Genomic DNA, 20898 nt, shown 5'->3' with positions numbered 1-20898 from the left:
AAGAGGCCTGATTGCAAGTCCTCCAGCTCCTGCTCTCAGGCATTGCGCAAGGCTGCATCTACGGCCTGATCGCGCTGGGGTTCGTGCTGATCTACAAGGCCACCGAAACCGTGAGCTTCGCCCAGGGCGAGCTGATGATGCTGGGCGCCTTCTGTGCCTTCGCCGGCATGTCCTTGTTCGGCCTTCCCTTCTGGTTGGCGGCGCTGCTGGCCGTGGCGGCGATGGCCGCCTTCGGCGTGCTGCTCGAGTTGGTGGTGATCCGGCCGATCCTCGGACAGCCGCAGTTCTCGATCGTGATGCTGACCATCGGCATCGGCTACGTGGCGCGCGGGCTGATCACCATGATTCCCGCCATCGGTACCGAGACGCACACGCTGCCGGTGCCCTACAAGGACCAGATCTGGAAGCTGGGCGAGCTGGTGGTCAACGTGGAGCAGATGGCCATCATCCTTTCCACCGCGGTGCTGTGCGGCCTGCTGTTCGCGATGTTCCGCTACAGCAAGCTCGGCATCGCGATGCAGGCCTCGTCGCAGAACCAGCTGGCGGCCTACTACATGGGCATTCCGGTCAAGCGGCTCAACGGGCTGGTGTGGGGGCTCGCGGCCGCGGTGGCCGCCATCGCCGGCATGCTGCTCGCGCCGATCACCTTCGTGCACGCCAACATGGGCTTCATCGGCCTCAAGGCTTTTCCGGCGGCGGTGGTGGGCGGCTTCGGCAGCCTGCCGGGGGCGATCGTCGGCGGGCTGGTGATCGGCATCGTCGAATCCTTCGCCGGCTTCTATCTGCCCGACGGGTTCAAGGACACGGCGCCCTACATCGTGGTGCTCGTGATGTTGATGGTGAAGCCCAATGGCCTGTTCGGCGAGAAGCTGCGCAAGAAAGTCTGAATGCGCTTCATCTTCAAGACCTCCTACGCGCAGGACATCGGCCTGGCCAAGCACGGCGGCCACGTGTTCTGGTACAGCCTGCTCGGTGCGGCGCTGATCGCGGCGCCGTGGCTGCTGCCCGAGTACTGGCTCGCGCAGCTGACCTTCGTGTTGATCTACGGCATCGTGGGCCTCGGCCTGATGCTCCTGGCCGGCTTCACCGGGCAGTTCTCGATCGGGCATGCGGCCTTCCTGGGCACTGGCGCCTACACGCAGGCCGTGCTCGCGAACATGGGGGTGCCCTTTCCGATCGCGATGGTGGCGGCCGCTGCGCTCTCGGCCGCGGTCGGCGTGGTGGTCGCGCTGCCGGCCCTGCGCGTCAAGGGCATCTACCTCGGCATCGCGACCCTGGCCTTCGGCTTCATCGTCGAGGAGGTGTTCGCGCGCTGGGAGAGCGTCACCGGCGGCAACTCGGGACTGCACGTGAAGTCGCCCAAGCTCTTCGGGCTGGACATCAGTTCGAGCGAAGGCTTCTACATCGTGTGCCTGGTGATCGCGGTGGTCTGCACGCTGGCCATCCTGAACCTGCTGCGCTCGCCGACCGGCCGCGCCTTCGTCGCCATCCGCGATTCGGAGATCTCGGCGCAGAGCATGGGCATCCATCTGGCGCGCTACAAGACCATGTCCTTCGCGATCTCGGCCGCATTGGCAGGGCTCGGCGGGGCGCTCTATGCGCACAAGCTCAGCTTCATCTCGCCGGACCAGTTCAACATCCTGCAATCGATCGACCTGCTGCTGATGGTGGTGATCGGCGGGCTCGGTTCGGTGCACGGCGCTTTTCTCGGCGCGATCTTCCTGATCGCGATGCCGCAGCTGATCGCGCTCGGCAAGGACTGGCTGCCGCCGGTGATCGGCCAGGCGCCCGGACTGCAGGGGCTGGTGTACGGCGTGGTGTTGATCGGCTTCGTGCTGTTCGAGCCGCTGGGCCTGTACGGGCGCTGGCTCAAGATCCGCACCTACCTGCAGCTCTTTCCGTTCTACCGCCGCGGACTGTTCAGGCGGCAGAAGTCCTTCACCAAGTCGGATCGCCTGAGATGAGCGGCGATGTACTCCTTGCAGCCCGGGACCTGAGCGTGCGCTTCGGCGGCGTGCTGGCCGTGAACAAGGTGAGCTTCGACGTGCGGCGCGGCGAGGTGTTCACGCTGATCGGGCCCAACGGCGCCGGGAAGACCACGGTCTTCAACCTGATCAGCCGCATCTACACGCCGACCACGGGCGAGATCGTCTGGCACGGCGAGGGCGCGGCGCTCTCGCTCACGCAGCAGGCGCCGCATGCCATTGCCGCGCTCGGCATCGCGCGCACCTTCCAGAACATCGAGCTGTTCGAGCACGCGACCGTGCTGCACAACCTCCTGATCGGCCGCCACACGCATCGCCAGACCGGCTTCTGGAGCGAGGTCTTCTTCACGCCCGCCACGCGCCGCGCCGAGATCGAGGCGCGCGAAAAGGCCGAGCGGGTGATCGACCTGCTGGACCTGCAGCATCACCGCGATTCGATGGTGGCGGGGCTGCCTTACGGCGTGCGCAAGGTGGTGGAACTCGCCCGCGCGCTGTGCACCGAGCCCAAGCTGCTGCTGCTCGACGAACCGTCTTCCGGGCTCAATGTCGAGGAGACGGCGGACATGGCCTTCTGGATCCAGGACATCCAGCAGGAGCTCGGCATCTCGGTGCTGATGGTGGAGCACGACATGTCGCTGGTGTCGAAGGTGTCGGACCGCGTGCTGGCGATGAACATGGGCGAGGCGCTGGCCTCGGGGACGCCGCGCGAGGTGCAGTCGGATGTGAAGGTTATCGAGGCTTATCTGGGGACTGTGGGGGATGTGAGCGGATTGAGGAGGACGGCATGAGCGACATCGTCCTTGCGCTCCTCAACGTCGAAAGCGCCTACGGCCCCATCAAGGCCATTCGCGGCGTCAGCCTCAAGGTGCGCCAGGGCGAGATCGCCACCGTGCTGGGCTCCAACGGCGCCGGCAAGACCACAATCCTCAAAACGATCTCCGGAATCATCGATCCGAGAAAAGGCAGCATCGAATTCCAAGGTCAGAACATCACCGCCAAGGATCCTGCCCATATCGTCCAGCAAGGCCTCTCGCACGTCCCCGAAGGCCGCGAAGTGTTCCCGCTGCTGTCGGTGAAAGACAACCTGCTGATGGGCGCCTACACCCGCACCGACCGCGACGGCGTCGCGCGCGACATCGAAACCGTCTATGGCTATTTCCCGATCCTGCGCGAGCGCGCCACGCAGGACGCCGGCCTGCTCTCCGGCGGCCAGCAGCAGATGCTCGCGATCTCGCGCGCCATCATGGCGGCGCCCAAGCTCATCCTGCTCGACGAGCCCAGCCTCGGCCTTTCGCCCAAGCTCACGCGCGAGATCTTCGAGATCGTGGTGCGCATCAACCGCGAGCGCGGCACCACCATCCTGCTGGTGGAGCAGAACGCCAACATGGCGCTCAACGCCTCCGACTACGGCTACGTGCTGGAGAACGGCCGCATCGTGATGGAAGACACCTGCGAGCGCCTGCGCGAAAAGGAGGACATCAAGGAGTTCTACCTCGGCCTGAAGGACGAGGGCGTGCGCGGCGAGCGGCGCTGGAAAAAGAAGAAGACCTGGAGGTAAGGCCATGGCCAAGCAGCATCAGCAGCAGCAAGGACTCTGGGACCTCTCTCACATCCAGCCGCGGCAGGAGATCGTGGTGCAGGGCGACACCGTTCCCGCGGTCTTCTGGAACGCCGAGCGCGCGCGTGGCGACCAGGTCTGGATGCGGCAGAAGGAGTTCGGCATCTGGCGCAGCTGGAGCTGGCGGCAGACCGCCGAGGCGGTGCGCGAGATCGCCGGCGGGCTGATGGCGATCGGCTTCGCGCCCGGCGAGTGCGCATCGATCCTGGCCAACACCGTCGTCGAATGGGTGCTGTGCGACCTGGCGGTGCTCAGCTGCGCCGGCGTGGCCAACGGCATCTATCCGACCGACGCGGCCTCGCAGGTGAAGTACCTGTGCGAGGACTCGCGCACCACCGTGCTCTTCGTCGAGGACGACGAGCAGCTGGACAAGGCGCTCGAAGTGCGCGCCGGGCTGCCGCTCCTGCGCCGCGTGATCGTGTTCGACATGGAAGGCTTGCGCGAGCTTCATGATCCGGGCGTGATGAGCCTCGATGCGCTGCGCGCCCTGGGCCGCGACTATCTCCAGAGCCACCCGCAGGAACTCGAACAGCGCATCGCCGCCTGCCGCCCCGAAGACCTGGCGATCCTGGTCTACACCTCGGGCACCACCGGCAAGCCCAAGGGCGCGATGCACAGCCATCGCGGGCTGGTCCACACCATGCGCGGCTACAACATGCTGGTTACGCAGGACGAGCACGACGAGCGCATGTGCTTCCTGCCGCTGTGCCACATCGCCGAGCGCATGGGTGGCGAGTACTTCGCGATGTACACCGGCGCCATCCTCAACTTCGTCGAGAACCCGGAGACCGTGCCGGAGAACGTGCGCGAGATCGCGCCCACCGTGTTCACCGCCGTGCCGCGCGTGTGGGAGAAGTTCTATTCGGGCGTGATGATCGCGCTGAAGGAAGCGAGCAGCCTGCAGCAGGCGGCCTACCGCTGGAGCATCGGCGTGGGCGGCGCCATCGCCGAGCGCGTGCTCGCGGGGCAGCCGGTGGGCGGCCTGCTGCGTTTCAAGTTCCGCCTCGCGCGCTGGCTCGCGCTCGACAACGCGCGCAAGCTGATCGGCATCCACCGCGCGCGCTTCCTGGTCACCGGCGCGGCGCCGATCTCGCCCGAGCTGGTCAAGTGGTACCTGGCGCTCGGTGTGCCGATGCTCGAGGTCTGGGGCATGACCGAGTCCTGTGGCGCTTCCACCGGCGTGCCGGCCGCGCGCATCAAGCCGGGTTCCATCGGCCCGGCCGCCGGCTACAACGAGGTACGGCTCGATCCGGCCACCGGCGAGATCCTGGTGCGCGGCACCAACGTCTTCATGGGCTACCTCAACCTGCCCGAGAAGACGGCAGAGACCATCGACGCCGACGGCTGGCTGCACACCGGCGACGTCGGCACCGTCGACGAGGACGGGTATTTCCGCATTACCGACCGCATGAAGGACATCATCATCACGGCAGGCGGCAAGAACATCACGCCGAGCGAGCTGGAGAACGAGCTCAAGTTCAGCCCCTACATCACCGATGCCGTGGTGATCGGCGATGCCAGGCCCTATCTGACGGTGATCGTCATGATCGACCAGGAGAACGTCGAGAAATTCGCGCAGGACCACGACGTGCCTTTCAGCAACTACGAGAGCCTCACGCGCGCACAGGAAGTGCAGGACCTGATCCAGGGCGAGATCGACCGCGTCAACGCCAAGTTCGCGCGGGTGGAGCAGATCAAGAAGTTCTTCCTGCTCGAAACGCAGCTCAGCGCCGAGGACGAAGAGCTCACGCCGACGATGAAGCTCAAGCGGAAGCTGGTGCAGACCAAGTACTCCCCCCGCATCGAGGCCATGTACCGATAGCCGACTCGTTCAGTTCGTCAACCAAGGAGATTCCTGTATGAAGATCAAGACACTGTTTCCCCTGGCCGCAGTCGCCGGTCTCGCGCTGGGCTCCGGCCTGGCCGGCGCGCAATCGCAGGGCGTCACCAAGGACGAGATCCGCATCGGCACCATCCAGGATCTCTCGGGCCCGATCGCGGGCTTCGGCAAACAGTCGCGCAACGGCATGCAGCTGCGCGTGGACGAGCTCAACGAGCAGGGCAACGTGCATGGCCGCAAGCTCAAGCTCTTCGTCGAGGACTCGGGCTACGACCCCAAGAAGGCGGTGCTGGCGGCGCAGAAGCTGGTCAACCAGGACAAGATCTTCATCATGGCCGGCCACATCGGCACCGCGCAGAACATGGCGGCGATGCCGGTGCAGTTCGACAAGAACGTGATCAACTTCATGCCGATCACGGCGGCGCGCGAAATGTACGAGCCCTTCCACCGGCTCAAGTACTCCTTCGCCGCCACCTACTACGACCAGATCCGCAACGCGCTGCCCAAGATGATCAAGGAGAAGGGCGCCAAGAAGGTCTGCACCATCTACCAGGACGACGAGTTCGGGCTCGAAGTGCAGCGCGGCGCCGAAGCCGGCCTCAAGACCGCCGGCATGGAGCTGACCGAGAAGACTTCGTTCAAGCGCGGCGCGACCGACTTCTCCTCGCAGGTCGCGAAGATGAAGGCGGCCAACTGCGATCTCGTGGTGATGGGCACCATCATCCGCGAAACCATCGGCACCATCGGCGAGGCGCGCAAGACCGGCTTCAACCCGACCTTCCTGGGCTCCAGCGCGGCCTACACCGACCTGATCCACAAGCTCGGCGGCAAGGCGATGGACGGCCTCTACGCGACCATGACCGCGCAAAATCCCTACACCGACGAGCAGTCGCAACCGATCCGCTTCTGGGCCAACAAGTACAAGACCAAGTTCAACGAGGACCCGACCGTGTTCTCGGTCTACGGCTACACCATCATCGACCAGTTCATCAGGGCCGCGCAGAAAGCCGGCCCCAACCTCACGACCGACAGCTTCATCAAGGCGATGGACAGCATGACCTTCGAGCCCGACATGTTCGGCGGCCCCAAGAGCAGCTACACCGCCACCAAGCGCCTGGGCAACGACCAGTCGCGCCTGTCGCAGATCGTGGACGGCAAGTGGAAGGTGGTGTCGGACTACGTGGCGCCCTGAGGCGTCGCCGGCTCAGCGGCAGATCGTGGTGGTACCCACCGGCCGGCAGGTCTTTCCATCGGGGGTCTGGTAGCGGTCCAGCTGGCCGGAGCGGTTGTAATGGTTGCCCTGCGTGTCCTGGCAGCCCGCCGCATCGCAGTTGCGGATGCGCGGGCGCATGTCGCGACGCGGCATGGGCTGGCGATAGGTGCCAGGGTAGGGATATCCATCGTCGATCGCCACGGGATCGCTGCCGCGCTCGCTCCAGCGCGAATCGCCGGGCCGCTCGTTGCTGCTGGCGCCGCGAGAGTCGATGATGGCCGGGCCTGCCGGCGCCTGAGACGGGTTCGGGGTCGCTGCCATCGGGCCGCGCTCCTCACGCTGACGTTCGGCCCCGTCTCGCAGCGCAGGCGGGGGTTCCGACACGCGTCCCACCGGCCTGGCGCCCGGCGGGCATGTGCCGTCGGTATAGCTCACGTTGCCGGCCGCGTCTGCGCAGCGGATCACCTCCGCGCTGGAGAGGGGAGCGAGCGTGCTCAGGATGGCAAGAAAGAGGAGCTGGCGCATGAGGCACTCATTGTGCGCCTGCTCCCCGTCCCGCACCTGCCAATGCCAGCGCCAGCCTGGCCCCCACCTCGGCGTTGTGTTTGACGAGCGCGATGTTGGTCGCCAGGCTGCGTCCACCCGTCAGCGCCTTGATGCGAGCCAGCAGGAAGGGTGTCACCGCCTTGCCGGTGATGCCTTGCGCCTTGGCCTCGGCGAGCGCCTGCCGGGTCAGCGCATCGATCTCCTCGCGCGGCATCGCTGCCGCTTCCGGCACCGGCGTGCTCAACACCACGCCGCCCGCGAGGCCCAGGTCCCACTTGGTGCGGATGAAGCGTGCCTGCGCCGCCGCGTCGTCCAGCCTGAAGTCCGCGCGAAAGCCGCTGTCGCGCGTGTAGAACGCGGCGAAGTTGTCCTGCTCGCAGCTGAGCACCGGCACGCCGTGCGTTTCGAGGTATTCCAGCGTGAGCCCGATGTCCAGGATCGACTTCGCACCGGCGCACACCACGGCCACCGAGGTCCTCGCCAGTTCCTGCAGGTCGGCCGAGATGTCGAAGCTCTCCGGCGCGCCGCGGTGCACGCCGCCGATGCCGCCGGTGACGAAGACCTCGATGCCGGCCAGCGCCGCGCAGATCATCGTGCCGGCCACCGTCGTGGCGCCGAGTTCGCCGCCGGCCAGCACGGCCGGCAGGTCGCGGCGGCTGACCTTGTGCGCATCGCCCGAGCGGGCCAGCAGTTCGAGCTCGTCGTCCGCGAGGCCGATGCGGATCCGCCCCCCGATCAGCGCGATGGTCGCGGGCTCGGCGCCCAGGCCGCGGATCAAGGCCTCCACTTCGCGTGCCGTGCGAACGTTCTCCGGATAGGGCATGCCGTGGGCGATGATGGTCGACTCCAGCGCCACCAGCGGGCGGCCGGCGGCCTGCGCAGCGGCCACGGGTGCGCTGCGGGTCAACCAGGAGTGGGCAAGTTCGGTCACCATGTCGATGCTTCCGGCAGTGTGGTTCACGCGGCGGTTCAGCGCAAATGGCGCTGCAGCCGCTGACTATCCTCGGCGAGCTGCTGGCGCATGACGGACAGGAATTCCCTGGCCGTGGCCGACAGCACCTTGCCCGCAGGCAGGGCCAGCAGGCAGGCGAACGAGACGTCGATCGACAGCTTGCGCACGACCAGCCCACGCTCGGCGTAGTCGAGTGCGGTGATCGGATTGACCAGGCCGACGCCCAGGCCGCGCAGCGCCATCTCGCAGACGCTGGCCGCATAAGGCGTCTGCGCGGCCACGCGCAGCGCGATGCCCTGCTGCGCCATGGCGGTCTCGAGCCGGCGATGCGCCGGGTCCTCGGGGTTCAAGGCCAGGAAGGGAAGCTCCGCGAGCTGCTGGGGCTTGACGGTCTTGAAGCGAGCCAGCGCGTGGCCCTCTCGCATCACGATCACACCGGGCATGCGCGCAAAGGTCGAATGCTCGATGCCCTCCAGCGACAGCTCGTCGGCCATGAGCCCGAAATCCGAAATGCCCATGGCCACGCGGTCGCGCACGTCCTTCGAGCTCAGCACCTGCAGCGACACCTGCGGCCACGCGCCGTCCCCGCGTTGCGCCTTCAGCCGCGCCAGCGCGCGCGGCATGAAGCCGAGCCCGAAGGCCGGATAGCAGCTGAGTTCCAGCTGGTTGACGCCGAAGTCGCGCAGGCTGCGCAGCCGGTGCTCGATGGCGTCCATGCCGATGAACACGCGCTCGACCTCGGTCCAGAGCGCGCGGGCCTCCGGTGTCGGCACCAGCCGCCCGCCGGTGCGCTGGAACAGCACCATGCCCGCCTGCGCCTCGAGCCGCTTGAGCGACTGGCTGACGGCGGGCTGCGTCACATGCAGCTGAGCCGCCGCCTTGCGCGTGGTGCTGCTGCGCATCAGGGCCCGGAAGGTCTCGATCTCGGTGAATCGCATTGATAAGTTTGGTTATCGGATGAATAGATCGATCGACTTTATTTTATTTATCTGCGCCTAGCATTCGGGCATCGATTTCAGCGACAAGAGAGAAGCCAAAGAGATGACCCACCCGGTTTGCGCCCTGGCCCAGCCGATCCGGCCGATCAGGAATCCGCTGCTGCGCGGCCTGCGATGCCTGCGCTGCGACGCCGAGTATCCGGTCCGCCTTGCGCACGAGGGCTGCCCGGCCTGCCGCGCGGAGGGCGTGCATGTCGGCCTGCGCGCGAGCTATCGGGCCGACGCGACGTCAGCGCCTCTCATGCCGTATGCACGGGGCTTCAGCCTGGGCGAGGGCGGCACGCCGCTGTACGCGATGCCCGATCTCGCACGTCGCTTCGGCGTCGCGCGCCTCAGCTTCAAGGACGAGTCCTGCAATCCGACCGGCTCGCACAAGGACCGGATGACCGCGATTGGCGTCACGCAGGCGCTGGACTTCGGCGCTCACACGCTGGTGCTCGCCTCCTCAGGCAACGCCGCGGTGTCGGCCGCGCATTACGCGCAGACGGCGGGCCTGGCCTGCGAGGTCGCGACCTACGACGGCATGCCAGCCGCCTACGCGCGCGCACTCGACGCCGCGGGCGCCAGGCGTTTCGCCTTCGCCGACAACGCCGGCCGCTGGGCCTTCGTGCGCGAGCGTGCGCCGCTCGCGGGCTATTTCGCGCTCACCAACTACAGCCTGCCGGCGCTCGGCAGCGCGCCGCTGGCCATCGAAGGCTACAAGCCCATCGCCGACGAATGCCTGGAGCAGGGCGGCCTGCCCGACCATGTGCTGGTGCCGACGGCGCGCGGCGATCTGGCGTGGGGCCTCTTTGCCGGCTTTCGCGATCTGCTGGCCGCCGGCCGCATTGCGAAGCTGCCGCGCATCTGGGCGGTCGAGCCTTTCGCGCGGCTCGCGCGCGTGCTCGAAGGCGGCGCGCTGGATGCCGACTACCCCGGCCGCACCGCGCAGTTCTCCACGGCCGGCGCTACCGTCACGTATCTTCAATGGCAGGCGGTCGCCGCCACCGGCGGCGGCGCCGTGGTCGTGGGCGACGATCAGGCGCGCGCGGCCCGGCGCCTGCTCGCGCAGGCGGGCGTCAGCGCGGAGCTCTGCGCCGCGGGCGGCCTGGCTGCGCTTTCGCAATTGCGCGAACGCAGCGCGATCGCGGCGGACGAACACGTGCTGCTGATGCTCACCGCGGACGCCTCGCGCGATCCGAGCTGGCCCGATCCTGTTTGAGTTTCAAGGAGCTTCCCATGTCGCCGATGCATCGCCGCACCTTCCTGAGCGCAGCCGCGCTGATGGCCGCCGGGCCGAAGGCCTGGGCCGCCTTTCCCGACAAGCCGATCAAGCTGATCGTGCCCTGGGCTCCCGGCGGCAGCACCGATGCCATTGCGCGCGCCATTGCGCAAGGCATGAGCAGCGCGATGGGCATCTCGGTCGTCGTGGACAACCGGCCCGGCGCCGCGGGCCAGATCGGCACCGAAGCCGCCGCCCGGGCCGCGCCGGACGGCTACACGATCGCCATCGTGGAACTCCCGCATGCCATCGCGCCGGCGGTGATGACCCGCCTGCCCTACGACCTGCTGCGCGACTTCACGCCGATGACGATGATCGGCACCTCGCCGTTGGTTTTCTTCGGCGGCACCGGTGCCGACAGCAAGGATTTCAGGAGCTTCATGAAGGCGGGCGCGGCCGCTGCTGCGTCGCCACCCGCCATCGCGCACAGCGGCGCCGGCACCGTCAGCCACCTGGCCGCGGAGCTGCTGGCGACCCGCAGCCGGATCAGGTTCAACATGGTGCCGTACCGAGGTTCGGCGCCTGCGCTCAACGACGTGGCGGCGGGCATGGTGGCGGGCCACTTCGCCACGCTGGCAAGCGGCTCCAGCCTGCTCGCGGCCGGCAAGATCCGCGCGCTGGCCGTGGCCAGCCCGCAGCGTGTGGACCTGCCGGCGCTGCGGGGCGTGCCCACGCTGTCGGAGGCCGGCATCAAGGGCGTCGAGATCGACCAGTGGTGGGCCATGGTGGCGCCGGCCACCACGCCGCTCGAGGTGACCGAACACCTGCGCAGGGAGGCCGCGGCAGCCCTGGCTCAGCCGGCCGTCAAGGAGCGGCTGTCGGCCCTGGCCGTGGAACTGAAAGCGTCCAGCAGCGGCGAGTTGCGCGCCTTCATGCGCGCGGAAGCCGAACGCTGGCAGAAGGTGGCGAAGGAAATCGGCTTGCAGCCGCAATAGCGGCGGCGCGATCCTTTAGGAGGGCGGGCGACCACGGTCGCGTTCTTTCGCGGCCTCCATGGCCGCGGACATCGACGACACCACGGCAGCCCACTCCTCGCCCGTCAGCAACAGCGCCGTTTGGGAATGGAGCAGCGTGTCTTCTCGGTCCAGATGGGCATGCATCAGCTGGCGGTGCTCTTGCAACAGGGCTTCGACGGTCCCGGCGTCGCCCATTTCCCCCGATTCGGCAGGCTTCAACATGGCCTTTGCCCGTGAGAGCAGGCCGTCACAGTGCTTGCTTTCCAGTTCGAGCTCATCGAGCAGTTGGTCGGCCTCTGCCGACCTGCCGCGCAGTATCTCGAGCAGGACGACGCCCTTCGGGCGATGCGTCGTTTCGTCGAATGCCTGAAGGCGTTCGATGAGTTCGACGAGCGACGCCGCCTGCGGCCCCGGTCGTGTCCAATCCCCTGTTTTCAGCGTGCCGTCGACAAGCGCCAACAGCTCACGAATGCGAGTGTGCTCGGCACGCAAGATGATCCACGCGCATTCGGCCGCCAGCATGCTCTTGTCCCCTTTGTGCCAGCTTACTCCTGTGCGATTGCCTTGAAGGTCTGGCCGCGTGGGCAATGGGGTTTCAAGCAATTGAAGCACCGGCCATAGGGCCTCACACCCGCTGGCCGCTTCGCCGTTAGACTCCACGCCGTGTGCGCCACTCGCGCATCACCCCCTGATCGCAGGAGGCAATTGCCATATGGCAAGGTCCCGGTCCCGGCCACTGTCGATGCGCGCGTTGCGCGCCGACACCCACCGGCGCGAGCCCTTCGAGCGCCTGGTCTACAGCGGGCTGCGCCTGAATGAATTGCGCCGCGAGAGTGAGCTGCACGAATTCCTGATCGACGAGGCGATCGAACTCAGCGGCGCGCAGCGCGTGCTGCTGGTGCTCGACAGCGACGACGGCCCGCGCATCGTCGCCTCGATGCTGCCGCAGGGCGAAGACGCCGCCGGCCTGCTCAGCGCCATTGGACCCTGGCTCGCCGAAACCCGCCGCACCCGCGCCGTGAGCCTGCGGCACGGGCCCGATGGTGCCGAACCCGCCGCCCAGCGCTCGTGCCTCATCGCTCCGCTGATCGCGGGGCGCGAGCTGATCGGCTGCCTTTACGCCGACATCGAAGGCGCGGCCGGTCGCTTCCATGGCGCGGACCGCGACCTGCTGGCCATGCTTGCGAGCCAGGCCTCCGTGGCTCTGGCCAATATCCGCTTCCGTGAGGGCCTGGAGCGCAAGGTGGCTGAGCGCACGACCGAGCTCGCGCAACGCGCCGGGGAGCTCACACTCATCAACAGCATCCAGCAAGGCGTGGCCGCCAGGCTGGAGTTTCAGGCCATCATCAACCTGGTGGGCGACAAGCTGCGGGAAGTGTTTGCCACCGGCGACCTGAACATCGTGTGGTGGGATGAGAAGACCAACCTGATCCAGGCGCTGTATCGCTACGAACACAACGTGCCGTTGCCGCTCCCGCCGGCGCGGCCGTTGAAGCCCGGCGAGGCGGCAGAACGAATCCTCCGCGAACGCCGGACCGGCGTGGCGAACACGCGCGAGGAACAGACCCGGATCGGCATGAGCCCGGCACCGGGAACCGATTGGGCGCACTCGATCGTCGCGGTCCCCATCATCGGCAGCGATCGCGCTCTGGGCGCCATCGTGCTGCAGAACCACGAGCGCGAATACGCCTTCGGGAGCAACGAGGTCCGGCTGCTCGAAACGGTGGCGGCGAGCATGGGCCTGGCGCTGGAGAACGCCCGCCTGTTCGACGAGACGCAGCGCCGCGCCCGCGAATTGAAGGAGGCGCTGGCGCACCAGACCGCGACCGCCGAGGTGCTGCAGGTCATCGGCAGCTCGGTGGCCGACACCGGGCCCGTGTTCGACAAGATCCTCGAGTGCTGCGACCGTTTGTTCGACGCCGGTTCCTTCGCCTTGTTGATGGTCGACGCTCAGGGCCAGCTCGCGCTGACGCGTTGGCGGATGACGGCGGCCGGCCGCGCCGCGATCGGCGAGGCACGCGCAGCCCAGCTCGAGCCATTGATGCAGTCGAACTACCCGATGCCGCTGGCCGATACGTCTGCCGAACCCGCGTTCCGCACCGGAGACCTGGTGGAGTTTGCCGACGTGCTGAACGACGTCGGGGCGCCACTGGTGTTGCGCCGCAACGCCGAGCATCTGGGAAGAAGCTTCGCGAACCTGGCCGCTCCGCTGATGTGGGAGGGCCGCGGCATCGGCATCCTCAGCATGCAGCGCGGCGAGGTGGGTCCGTTCAGGCCCAGTGAGCGCGCTCTGCTCAAGACCTTCGCCGACCAGGCGGTGATCGCAATCCGGAACGCGCGGCTGTTCAACGAGACCCAGGAGGCGCTGCACAAGGTCGAGGAACGCACCGCCGAGCTGGCCGAGTCCCTCGAGTACCAGACCGCGATCAGCGACGTGCTGCGCGTCATCAGCGAATCACCGACCGATGTGACGCCCGTGTTCGAGGCGATCCTGGACTGCGCGACGCGGCTGCTCGGCAGCCCGACTTCCGCGATCTTCAGCTACGACGGCCGCCTGGTTCATCTGGCTGCGACTCGCAACTGGCCCGCCCAGGCCGTGGAGGCGGCACGCACGCTGTACCCGGCGCCGCCCGATCCGCACCTGATGAGCGGTCGCGTCATCATGGAGCGAAGGGCCCTGAGCAGCGAAGACGCGTGGTCGGACCCGAATTACGACCGCACGATGGCGAAGACCGGGAACTGGCGCCGGATGATGGCCGCCCCGATGCTCAAGGACGGTGTGCCGATTGGCGCGATCGCGACTGCCTGGCCGCAACCCGGCACGACGCCGCAACGGCAGATCGACTTGCTCAAGTTGTTTGCCGACCAGGCCGTCATCGCGATCGAGAACGTGCGGCTGATCAATGAAACCCGCGAGGCGCTGGAGCGCCAGACCGCAACGTCCGAGGTGCTGAAGGTCATCAGCGGCTCGCCGACCGACGTGCAGCCGGTGCTCGACACGGTGGCCGAGCGCGCCGGCCTGTTGTGCCGGGCCGACGGCAGCCGGGTGTGGCTGGCCGCCGGCGAGCACCTGCGCGCGATGACGAGCTACGGGCCGGCGTACGGCGACTACTCGCTGGGCGCGGAACTGCCGCTGCGCACCAGCTCGATCGGCGGCCGTGCGTTCCTGGAGCGCCGCTGCGTGCATGTCGAAGACGTCGTTCCCCTGCTCGACACCGAATATCCAGACGTGCGCGAACTTCAGGCGCGCAACGGCTTTCGCACGGTGCTGGCCGTGCCGATGATTCGCGATGGCGAATCGATCGGCGTGATCGCGCTGCTGCGCAACCAGGTACGGCCTTTTGCGCCAGCGGAGATCGGCCTGGTGCAGACTTTCGCCGACCAGGCGGTGATCGCCATCGAGAACGTGCGTCTGTTCAACGAAACCAGGCAGGCGCTGGAGCGGCAGACGGCAAGCGCCGAAGTCCTGCAGGTCATCAGCGGCTCGGTGGCCGACACCGCGCCGGTGTTCGACAAGATCCTGGAGAGCTGCGCCCGCCTGTTCCGCAGCTCCGAGCTCGGCATCGTGATCATCGACGAGGAGCAGCAGCTGTTGCGTTCCGCGGCCTACCGCGGCGAGTCGGCGCCGGCGGTGGCGCGCATCTTTCCGCTCCCGCTGCGCGAGGAGCCGGTCCACCAGGCGATCCGCGAAAACCGCGTGCTGCGCTACGCCGACGTGATGAACGGGGCCGACACACCCAAGAGCGTGCGCAACGCCGCGGTGATGCTCGGGACCGGCAACTACTCGCAGGTCTTCGCGCCGATGCAGTGGGAAGGGCGGGGCATCGGCATGCTGTACGTGACCCGCAACCCGCCCGTGCCCTTCAGCGAGCAGGAGGCCGGGCTGCTGAAGACCTTCGCCGACCAGGCCGTGATCGCGATCCAGAACGCGCGACTGTTCAATGAGACCAAGGAGGCACTGGAGCAGCAGACCTCCACGGCGGCGATCCTGCGCGTGATGAGCAGTTCGCCCACCGATGCGCAGCCCGTGTTCGAAGCGATCGCGGAGCGCGCCAGGGCGTTGTGCGGCGCGACCATCGGCACGGCCACGCGTTTCGACGGCCAACTGCTGCACATGGTGGGCTACCACGGCACGACACCGGAAGCGGAGGCGTCCATGCGCGCCGCATTTCCGATGAAGCTCGGGCGCGGCTCCAGCAACGCCCGCGCCATCATGGAACGCGCGCCAGTGCAGATTCCCGATGTGCACGCGGACGCTGATTACGAACTGAATGAACAGGCCAGACAAGCGGGCTTTCGCAGTGTGCTGTCGGTGCCCCTGCTGCGCGAGGGCCGCGCCATCGGCACGGTCGGCGTTGCGCGTGAGCAGGCCGGTACCTTCCCCGCCAAGTCCGTCGCCCTGCTGCAGACCTTCGCCAGCCAGGCCGTGATCGCGATCGAGAACGCGCGCCTGTTCCGTGAGACCCAGGAAGCGCTGGAACGGCAGACGGCGACAGCGGAAATCCTGAAGGTCATTGCAAGTTCGCCCGCCGACGTGCAACCTGTCTTCAGCGCCATCGTTCAAAGCGCGCGGCAGTTGGTTGGCGGGTTCTCCGCGACATTGCTGCGGCGCATCGACGATTCGATCCATCTCGCCGCATACACACCCACCAGCGAGGAGGGCGACCAGGCGCTGAAGAACTACTTTCCCGCCCCGGTGACGTCGGACTATATCTACCAGCCCCTGGTGACGGGCAAGCCGCTTGTCATGGAAGACATCGAGGCGAATGCGGAAGTCTCGGATGCATTGCGAGCGCTGGCGCGCCGAAGGGGATGGCGTGGCCAGGCCGGCGTCCCGCTGGTGCACGAGGGCGCGCCCATCGGCATGATCAGCGTGACCCGCAGCGCGGCCGGGCCGTTCTCCAGCCACCAGGTGGAGCTTCTCAAGACCTTCGCCGACCAGGCCGTGATTGCCATACAGAACGCCCGAATGTTCAATCAGACGCAGGAGGCGCGTGCCGCGGCCGAGGCCGCCAACGACGCGAAAAGTTCGTTCCTGGCGACCATGAGCCACGAGATCCGCACGCCCATGAACGCGGTGATCGGCATGAGCGGCCTCTTGCTCGATACGAGGCTCGACACCGAGCAGCAGGACTACGTCGCGACCATCCGCGATTCGGGCGATGCGCTCTTGACCATCATCAACGACATCCTCGACTACTCGAAGATCGAGGCCGGGCGCATGGACATCGAATCGCACCCGTTCGACCTGCGCGACTGCGTGGAGGCGGCGCTCGACCTCGTCAGCACGCGCGCGACCGAGAAGCAGCTCGACATTGCCTATGTGTTCGAGGGCGACGTGCCCGCGGCCGTGAGCGGCGACCTCGCGCGGCTGCGGCAGATCCTGCTGAACCTGTTGAGCAACGCGGTGAAGTTCACAGAGGCCGGCGAGGTGGTGTTGACGGTGAGTTCGCAGGCCGCCTCCGCCGGCAAGGTGGCGCTGACCTTCGCCGTGCGCGACACCGGCATCGGCCTGTCGCTGCAAGGCATGAGCCGGCTGTTCCAGTCGTTCACGCAGGCCGACTCGAGCACCACGCGCAAGTACGGCGGCACCGGCCTGGGCCTGGCGATCAGCAGGCGGCTGGCCGAACTGATGGGCGGACGCATGTGGGTGGAAAGCGAGGGTGTGGGCAAAGGCTCGACCTTCCTCTTCACCATCGAGGCGCCGACCGCGAACCTGCCGCCGAGCCGGCGCCGCGACCATGTCGGCGTGCAGGCCGGACTGCAGGGAAAGCGCGTGCTGATCGTCGACGACAACGCGACGAACCGGCGCGTGCTCTCGCTGCAGACTGGCAAGTGGGGCATGAGTTCGCGCGACACGGAATCGCCGCTCGAAGCCTTGCGCTGGCTCGAACAGGGCGAGCGCTTCGATCTCGCGATCCTCGACATGCACATGCCCGAGATGGACGGCATCGACCTCGCGCGACGCATCCGGGCGAGCCACGCCGTGCTGCCACTCGTGCTGTTCAGCTCGCTGGGGCGGCACGAGACGCATGCCGCCGAATCGTTCTTCAATGCGTACCTGGCCAAGCCGATCCGCCAGTCGCACCTGTTCGACACGTTGATGGGCCTGCTCGCGCACGACACGCCTGCGAAACCTGCAGCCGCCGATGCGGCCAAGCCGCAGATCGACCCGACGATGGCAGCACGCCACCCGCTGCGCATCCTGCTCGCCGAAGACAACGCGGTGAACCAGAAGCTCGCCATGCGCCTGCTGCAGCAGATGGGCTACCGGGCCGACCTCGCCTCCAACGGCATCGAGGCGGTGGAATCGGTGCAGCGCCAGGCCTACGATGTGGTGCTCATGGATGTGCAGATGCCCGAACTCGACGGACTGGACGCGACGCGGCAGATCTGCAAGCTGCTGGAGGCGCCGCAACGGCCGCGCATCGTGGCGATGACGGCCAACGCCATGCAGGGCGACCGTGAGATGTGCATGGCCGCAGGCATGGACGACTACCTGACCAAGCCGATCCGCGTCGATCGGCTGGTCGAAGCGCTGAACAGCGTGCTCGTACGTAAGGACCGATGAAAGGAGCGATGACATGAGCGCTGCGACCATCGACCTCGCGACTTTTGCGGAACTGCAGGACACCGCGGGAGCCGACTTTGTCAAGGAACTGGTGCAGACCTTTCTCGAAGAGGCACCGGCGATGCTGAAGGAGCTTCGCGACGCGATGGACTCGGGCAATGCTGATGACTTCCGCCGCGCTGCGCATTCGCTCAAGTCGAACAGTCTCACCTTCGGCGCGCATACGCTGGGCGCGATGGCGCGCGAACAGGAACTCGGGGGCCTGGCGGCCGCGCAGCAATCGAATGCACTCGACGCGCTGGCGCTGGAGTACGCCCGGGTCGCCGCGGCTCTGACGGAGCTGATCCATGGTTGACTTGCGCCACGCGCCGGCCCACCTCCTCGTGGCGGACGACAACAAGGTCAATCGCCTGCTGCTGACCCGCAGCCTCGAACTGCAGGGCCACCGCGTCGACAGCGCCGAGAACGGACGTGTCGCCCTGGAGCTGCTGCGGCGCGACACCTACGACCTGCTGCTGCTCGACATGGAAATGCCCGAGATGGACGGCTTCCAGGTGCTGGAGCAACTGACCGCCGATCCGAAGCTGCACGACCTGCCCGTGATCGTGACCTCGTCGCTCGAGGGCGTGGCCACCATCGTGCGCTGCATCGAGCTCGGCGCTGAGGACTACCTGCACAAGCCGGTCAATGCGGTACTGCTGAAGGCGCGCATCGGCGCCAGCCTCGAGAAGAAGCGCCTGCGCGACCAGCAGAAGGAGCTGGTGCGCCGCTTCGCCACCTCCGAGGTCGCGCAGGACCTGCAGCAATCCGGCTTCGCGCTCGGCGGGCGACGCGTGCAAGGCGCGGTGATGTTCTCCGACATTCGCAGCTTCACCGCGCTGGTCGAGTCGCAGCCGCCCGAAGAGACGATCGAACTGCTGAACACGTACTACACGCTGATGTTCGACGCGATCAACGGCCATGGCGGCGTGGTGAACCAGATGATCGGCGACGGGCTGATGGCCATCTTCGGCGCCCCGCTGCCGCTGCCCGACCACAGCGCGGCCGCGGTGCGCGCGGCGCTCGACATGGTCGAGATGATCGAGCTGCTGAACACAGAGCGCATCGCTGCGGACAAGCCTGCGATCCGAATCGGCGTGGGAATCGCCACCGGCGAAATGGTGGCGGGCTACACCGGCACGCAGCAGCGCGCGACCTACACCTGCATCGGCGACACGGTGAACCTTGCCGCACGACTCGAGGCGCACACCAAGCTTGCGAAGCGGACGATCCTGATCGATCCGGCAACCTGCATGGCACTCGGTGGACGCATTCCGGTCGAGCCCCTCGGGGCGGCGTCGTTCCGGGGCAAGGCGGCGCCGGTCGAGGTGTACGCCGTCACTGGCAGCAACGCATCAGAGTGAAGGGTCGCCGTGCGGCTGCAAAGAGGCAGCGTCCATAAATCGAGTTTTCGAACGTGCCAACGTAAGCGACCGCGACTTGTAGCTTTCCGAAATGGCAGGCATCAATTCGTAACTGACGAACGAAACTATCGTAACCAGCTACAACGGGTGCAACTGGCCCTAGGAGGGGCCAACATGTCAGCGCATTCCGACACCGTCGCCAAAAGGGTATCGAGCCGCAAGGCTTTCTGTTGAAGCCATAGAGGGCGGTACAGCGAAACGGTACCCGTCTCGCAGGGCAATGAGTTTGCGCATCCGAGGAAATTGTGTTCGGAACCTGTTGCGTGTTTCAACGGGGATAAGTTCCGCCTTCGCCTATTTCGTTTGTCTAATGTCAAACTTTATTATTAAGTTCAGCATGCCATGTGTTCTCAGGGCGCCGCGATGTTGATCTCATCGCCAGCACCGAGACGCACCCAAGAACAGATGATTTTCAATCTTACTTGGAGGCTTAATATGAAGAAGACACTACTGATAGCGGCAATGCTGACGTTTGGAGCCGGACAGGCGCTCGCCGCGGCACACTTCTTCAGTGCCGACGCATCCGTGAATTCGAATGGGGCCCTAGTGGTCAGTTTTGATGAAGCCGGAGTGGGTAATGCAACAGTGCTCGAAAGCCTCACAGCTCAGGGCGCGGCGGTGTACGCGTGCATCAACCACGGGGGAAAGAATCCGAGCGCCAGCAACAAGACCAACGTCACGGGAGCCGTTCGGGCTGATGGCACATTTCCGGCCACCAAGAACGGCCGAGTCAGGGGCAGCCTGGAAGCTGGGCCTCCGGACGAGGGGACCTTTTCTTGCCCATCCGGTCAAGACCTTGTGTTGGCATGCGTCAGATACACAGACGTGCTGCTCACTGACTTGACCAACGGCGTCTCGATTGTGCCAACCGGCACCTTCGCCAGAAGCTTCGTGAGTATCCCAGGCTCTTGCCCCAACTAAGCAAGAGGCCGCGTCGGAAGGGACCCTGGGCAAGCTCGGGGCCCTTTCCCCATTGCGGATTCGCCCTGCCCGGATGTGATCAGGCCAGCGTCCTGATCTTGGACACTCATCAAGCGCACCAGGCAATCGGCAGCAAGTAGTAACGGCCATCTCGGCCAACACCAAGGACATCGTCGTGGTGCATGGACAACGTGGAGCGCGCCGAGCGCTTGCAGGTTTTTGCCTGGCAGCCCTGACGGCAACCGCGGGTGCACCGCTGTTCGCGGCCGAACCTCAAAAGCCGTCCTCCGTCGACGTCGTCCCGATCGAACAATCAGTCGGCGTCGGTTTCCAGGCCGACGAGTCTGACTGGGTAAGCCATGGCGGCGCGCTCTACAGCCCGTTCAGCACCGCTTTTGACATGGCCGCGTCAACACCTCACGCCTACGCCACGTCGACACGACAAAACGCGGACGACGGACCGCCCCACCCCGTGACGGCGGCAGTCACCGCGCTCGTTGCTGTGGGGTTCCTCGTCGTTCTTGTTCGCGTCCTCATTGCGAGTTAGGGGCGCCTGCGCCTTGACTCTAACTAA

Annotated in this window: 17 protein-coding genes; 13 read left to right on the top strand and 4 right to left on the bottom strand. The window is 66.6% G+C overall.

Translation table 11 applies throughout. The features are described from left to right. The first annotated feature begins 11 nt into the window (after positions 1-11). The 6 genes from ACSQ89_RS26545 to ACSQ89_RS26520 are packed head-to-tail and all read left to right on the top strand — an operon-like array spanning position 12 to position 6635. Positions 12-887, top strand: a complete 876-nt coding sequence (locus tag ACSQ89_RS26545) for a branched-chain amino acid ABC transporter permease (RefSeq protein ID WP_436294038.1) — start codon at positions 12-14, stop codon at positions 885-887. Then, positions 888-1964 carry a branched-chain amino acid ABC transporter permease gene (locus tag ACSQ89_RS26540; protein ID WP_436294039.1) on the top strand — a complete coding sequence of 359 codons (1077 nt, stop codon included), beginning with the start codon at positions 888-890 and terminating at the stop codon, positions 1962-1964. It begins immediately after the preceding gene. Further along, positions 1961-2773 carry an ABC transporter ATP-binding protein gene (locus tag ACSQ89_RS26535; protein WP_436294040.1) on the top strand — a complete coding sequence of 271 codons (813 nt, stop codon included), beginning with the start codon at positions 1961-1963 and terminating at the stop codon, positions 2771-2773. The genes ACSQ89_RS26540 and ACSQ89_RS26535 overlap by 4 nt, the downstream gene beginning before the upstream one ends. Next, positions 2770-3543 carry an ABC transporter ATP-binding protein gene (locus tag ACSQ89_RS26530; protein WP_436294041.1) on the top strand — a complete coding sequence of 258 codons (774 nt, stop codon included), beginning with the start codon at positions 2770-2772 and terminating at the stop codon, positions 3541-3543. The genes ACSQ89_RS26535 and ACSQ89_RS26530 overlap by 4 nt, the downstream gene beginning before the upstream one ends. Positions 3544-3547: 4 nt before the next feature. Next, positions 3548-5425: an AMP-dependent synthetase/ligase gene (locus ACSQ89_RS26525; protein ID WP_436294042.1), complete on the top strand. Its 1878-nt coding sequence runs from the start codon at positions 3548-3550 to the stop codon at positions 5423-5425. Positions 5426-5462: 37 nt separating this feature from the next. Then, positions 5463-6635: an ABC transporter substrate-binding protein gene (locus tag ACSQ89_RS26520; RefSeq protein ID WP_436294043.1), complete on the top strand. Its 1173-nt coding sequence runs from the start codon at positions 5463-5465 to the stop codon at positions 6633-6635. 12 nt (positions 6636-6647) lie between these two features. Here the strand turns inward: ACSQ89_RS26520 and ACSQ89_RS26515 are convergent, their stop codons facing one another. The 3 genes from ACSQ89_RS26515 to ACSQ89_RS26505 are packed head-to-tail and all read right to left on the bottom strand — an operon-like array spanning position 6648 to position 9092. After that, on the bottom strand, positions 6648-7181 hold the full coding sequence (locus ACSQ89_RS26515) for a DUF4124 domain-containing protein (RefSeq protein ID WP_436294044.1): 534 nt from the start codon (positions 7179-7181) through the stop codon (positions 6648-6650). A gap of 7 nt (positions 7182-7188) precedes the next feature. Continuing rightward, entirely contained in the window at positions 7189-8136 is a 948-nt protein-coding gene (locus tag ACSQ89_RS26510; protein ID WP_436294117.1) for a pseudouridine-5'-phosphate glycosidase, read from the bottom strand. Positions 8137-8171: 35 nt separating this feature from the next. Continuing rightward, a complete protein-coding gene (locus ACSQ89_RS26505; protein WP_436294045.1) occupies positions 8172-9092 on the bottom strand; it encodes a LysR substrate-binding domain-containing protein in 921 nt (306 codons plus the stop codon). 103 nt (positions 9093-9195) lie between these two features. Between ACSQ89_RS26505 and ACSQ89_RS26500 the strand changes: the two genes are divergently transcribed. Beyond that, positions 9196-10353, top strand: a complete 1158-nt coding sequence (locus ACSQ89_RS26500; RefSeq protein WP_436294046.1) for a threonine synthase — start codon at positions 9196-9198, stop codon at positions 10351-10353. 17 nt (positions 10354-10370) lie between these two features. After that, on the top strand, positions 10371-11348 hold the full coding sequence (locus tag ACSQ89_RS26495) for a Bug family tripartite tricarboxylate transporter substrate binding protein (protein WP_436294047.1): 978 nt from the start codon (positions 10371-10373) through the stop codon (positions 11346-11348). Positions 11349-11363: 15 nt separating this feature from the next. Here the strand turns inward: ACSQ89_RS26495 and ACSQ89_RS26490 are convergent, their stop codons facing one another. Then, positions 11364-11891 carry a hemerythrin domain-containing protein gene (locus ACSQ89_RS26490; protein WP_093108410.1) on the bottom strand — a complete coding sequence of 176 codons (528 nt, stop codon included), beginning with the start codon at positions 11889-11891 and terminating at the stop codon, positions 11364-11366. Between the two features lie 220 nt (positions 11892-12111). Here ACSQ89_RS26490 and ACSQ89_RS26485 point away from each other — a divergent pair, with 220 nt between their 5' ends. From ACSQ89_RS26485 to ACSQ89_RS26465, 5 genes are all read left to right on the top strand, one after another. After that, positions 12112-17940: a GAF domain-containing protein gene (locus ACSQ89_RS26485; RefSeq protein ID WP_436294048.1), complete on the top strand. Its 5829-nt coding sequence runs from the start codon at positions 12112-12114 to the stop codon at positions 17938-17940. 13 nt (positions 17941-17953) lie between these two features. Beyond that, on the top strand, positions 17954-18295 hold the full coding sequence (locus ACSQ89_RS26480) for an Hpt domain-containing protein (protein WP_436294049.1): 342 nt from the start codon (positions 17954-17956) through the stop codon (positions 18293-18295). Continuing rightward, entirely contained in the window at positions 18288-19343 is a 1056-nt protein-coding gene (locus tag ACSQ89_RS26475; protein WP_436294050.1) for an adenylate/guanylate cyclase domain-containing protein, read from the top strand. The genes ACSQ89_RS26480 and ACSQ89_RS26475 overlap by 8 nt, the downstream gene beginning before the upstream one ends. A 495-nt stretch (positions 19344-19838) precedes the next feature. Then, complete coding sequence (locus tag ACSQ89_RS26470) at positions 19839-20324, top strand: hypothetical protein (RefSeq protein WP_436294051.1); 486 nt, start codon at positions 19839-19841, stop codon at positions 20322-20324. Between the two features lie 175 nt (positions 20325-20499). Next, complete coding sequence (locus ACSQ89_RS26465; RefSeq protein ID WP_436294052.1) at positions 20500-20871, top strand: hypothetical protein; 372 nt, start codon at positions 20500-20502, stop codon at positions 20869-20871. Positions 20872-20898 lie beyond the last annotated feature (27 nt).

The organism is Variovorax sp. LjRoot175, from assembly GCF_964253805.1.
In the GTDB taxonomy this organism is placed as follows: Bacteria; Pseudomonadota; Gammaproteobacteria; order Burkholderiales; family Burkholderiaceae_C; genus Variovorax.
The sequence above is the reverse complement of the archived record's forward strand: the minus strand, read 5'-3'. Positions and strand labels throughout refer to the sequence as shown.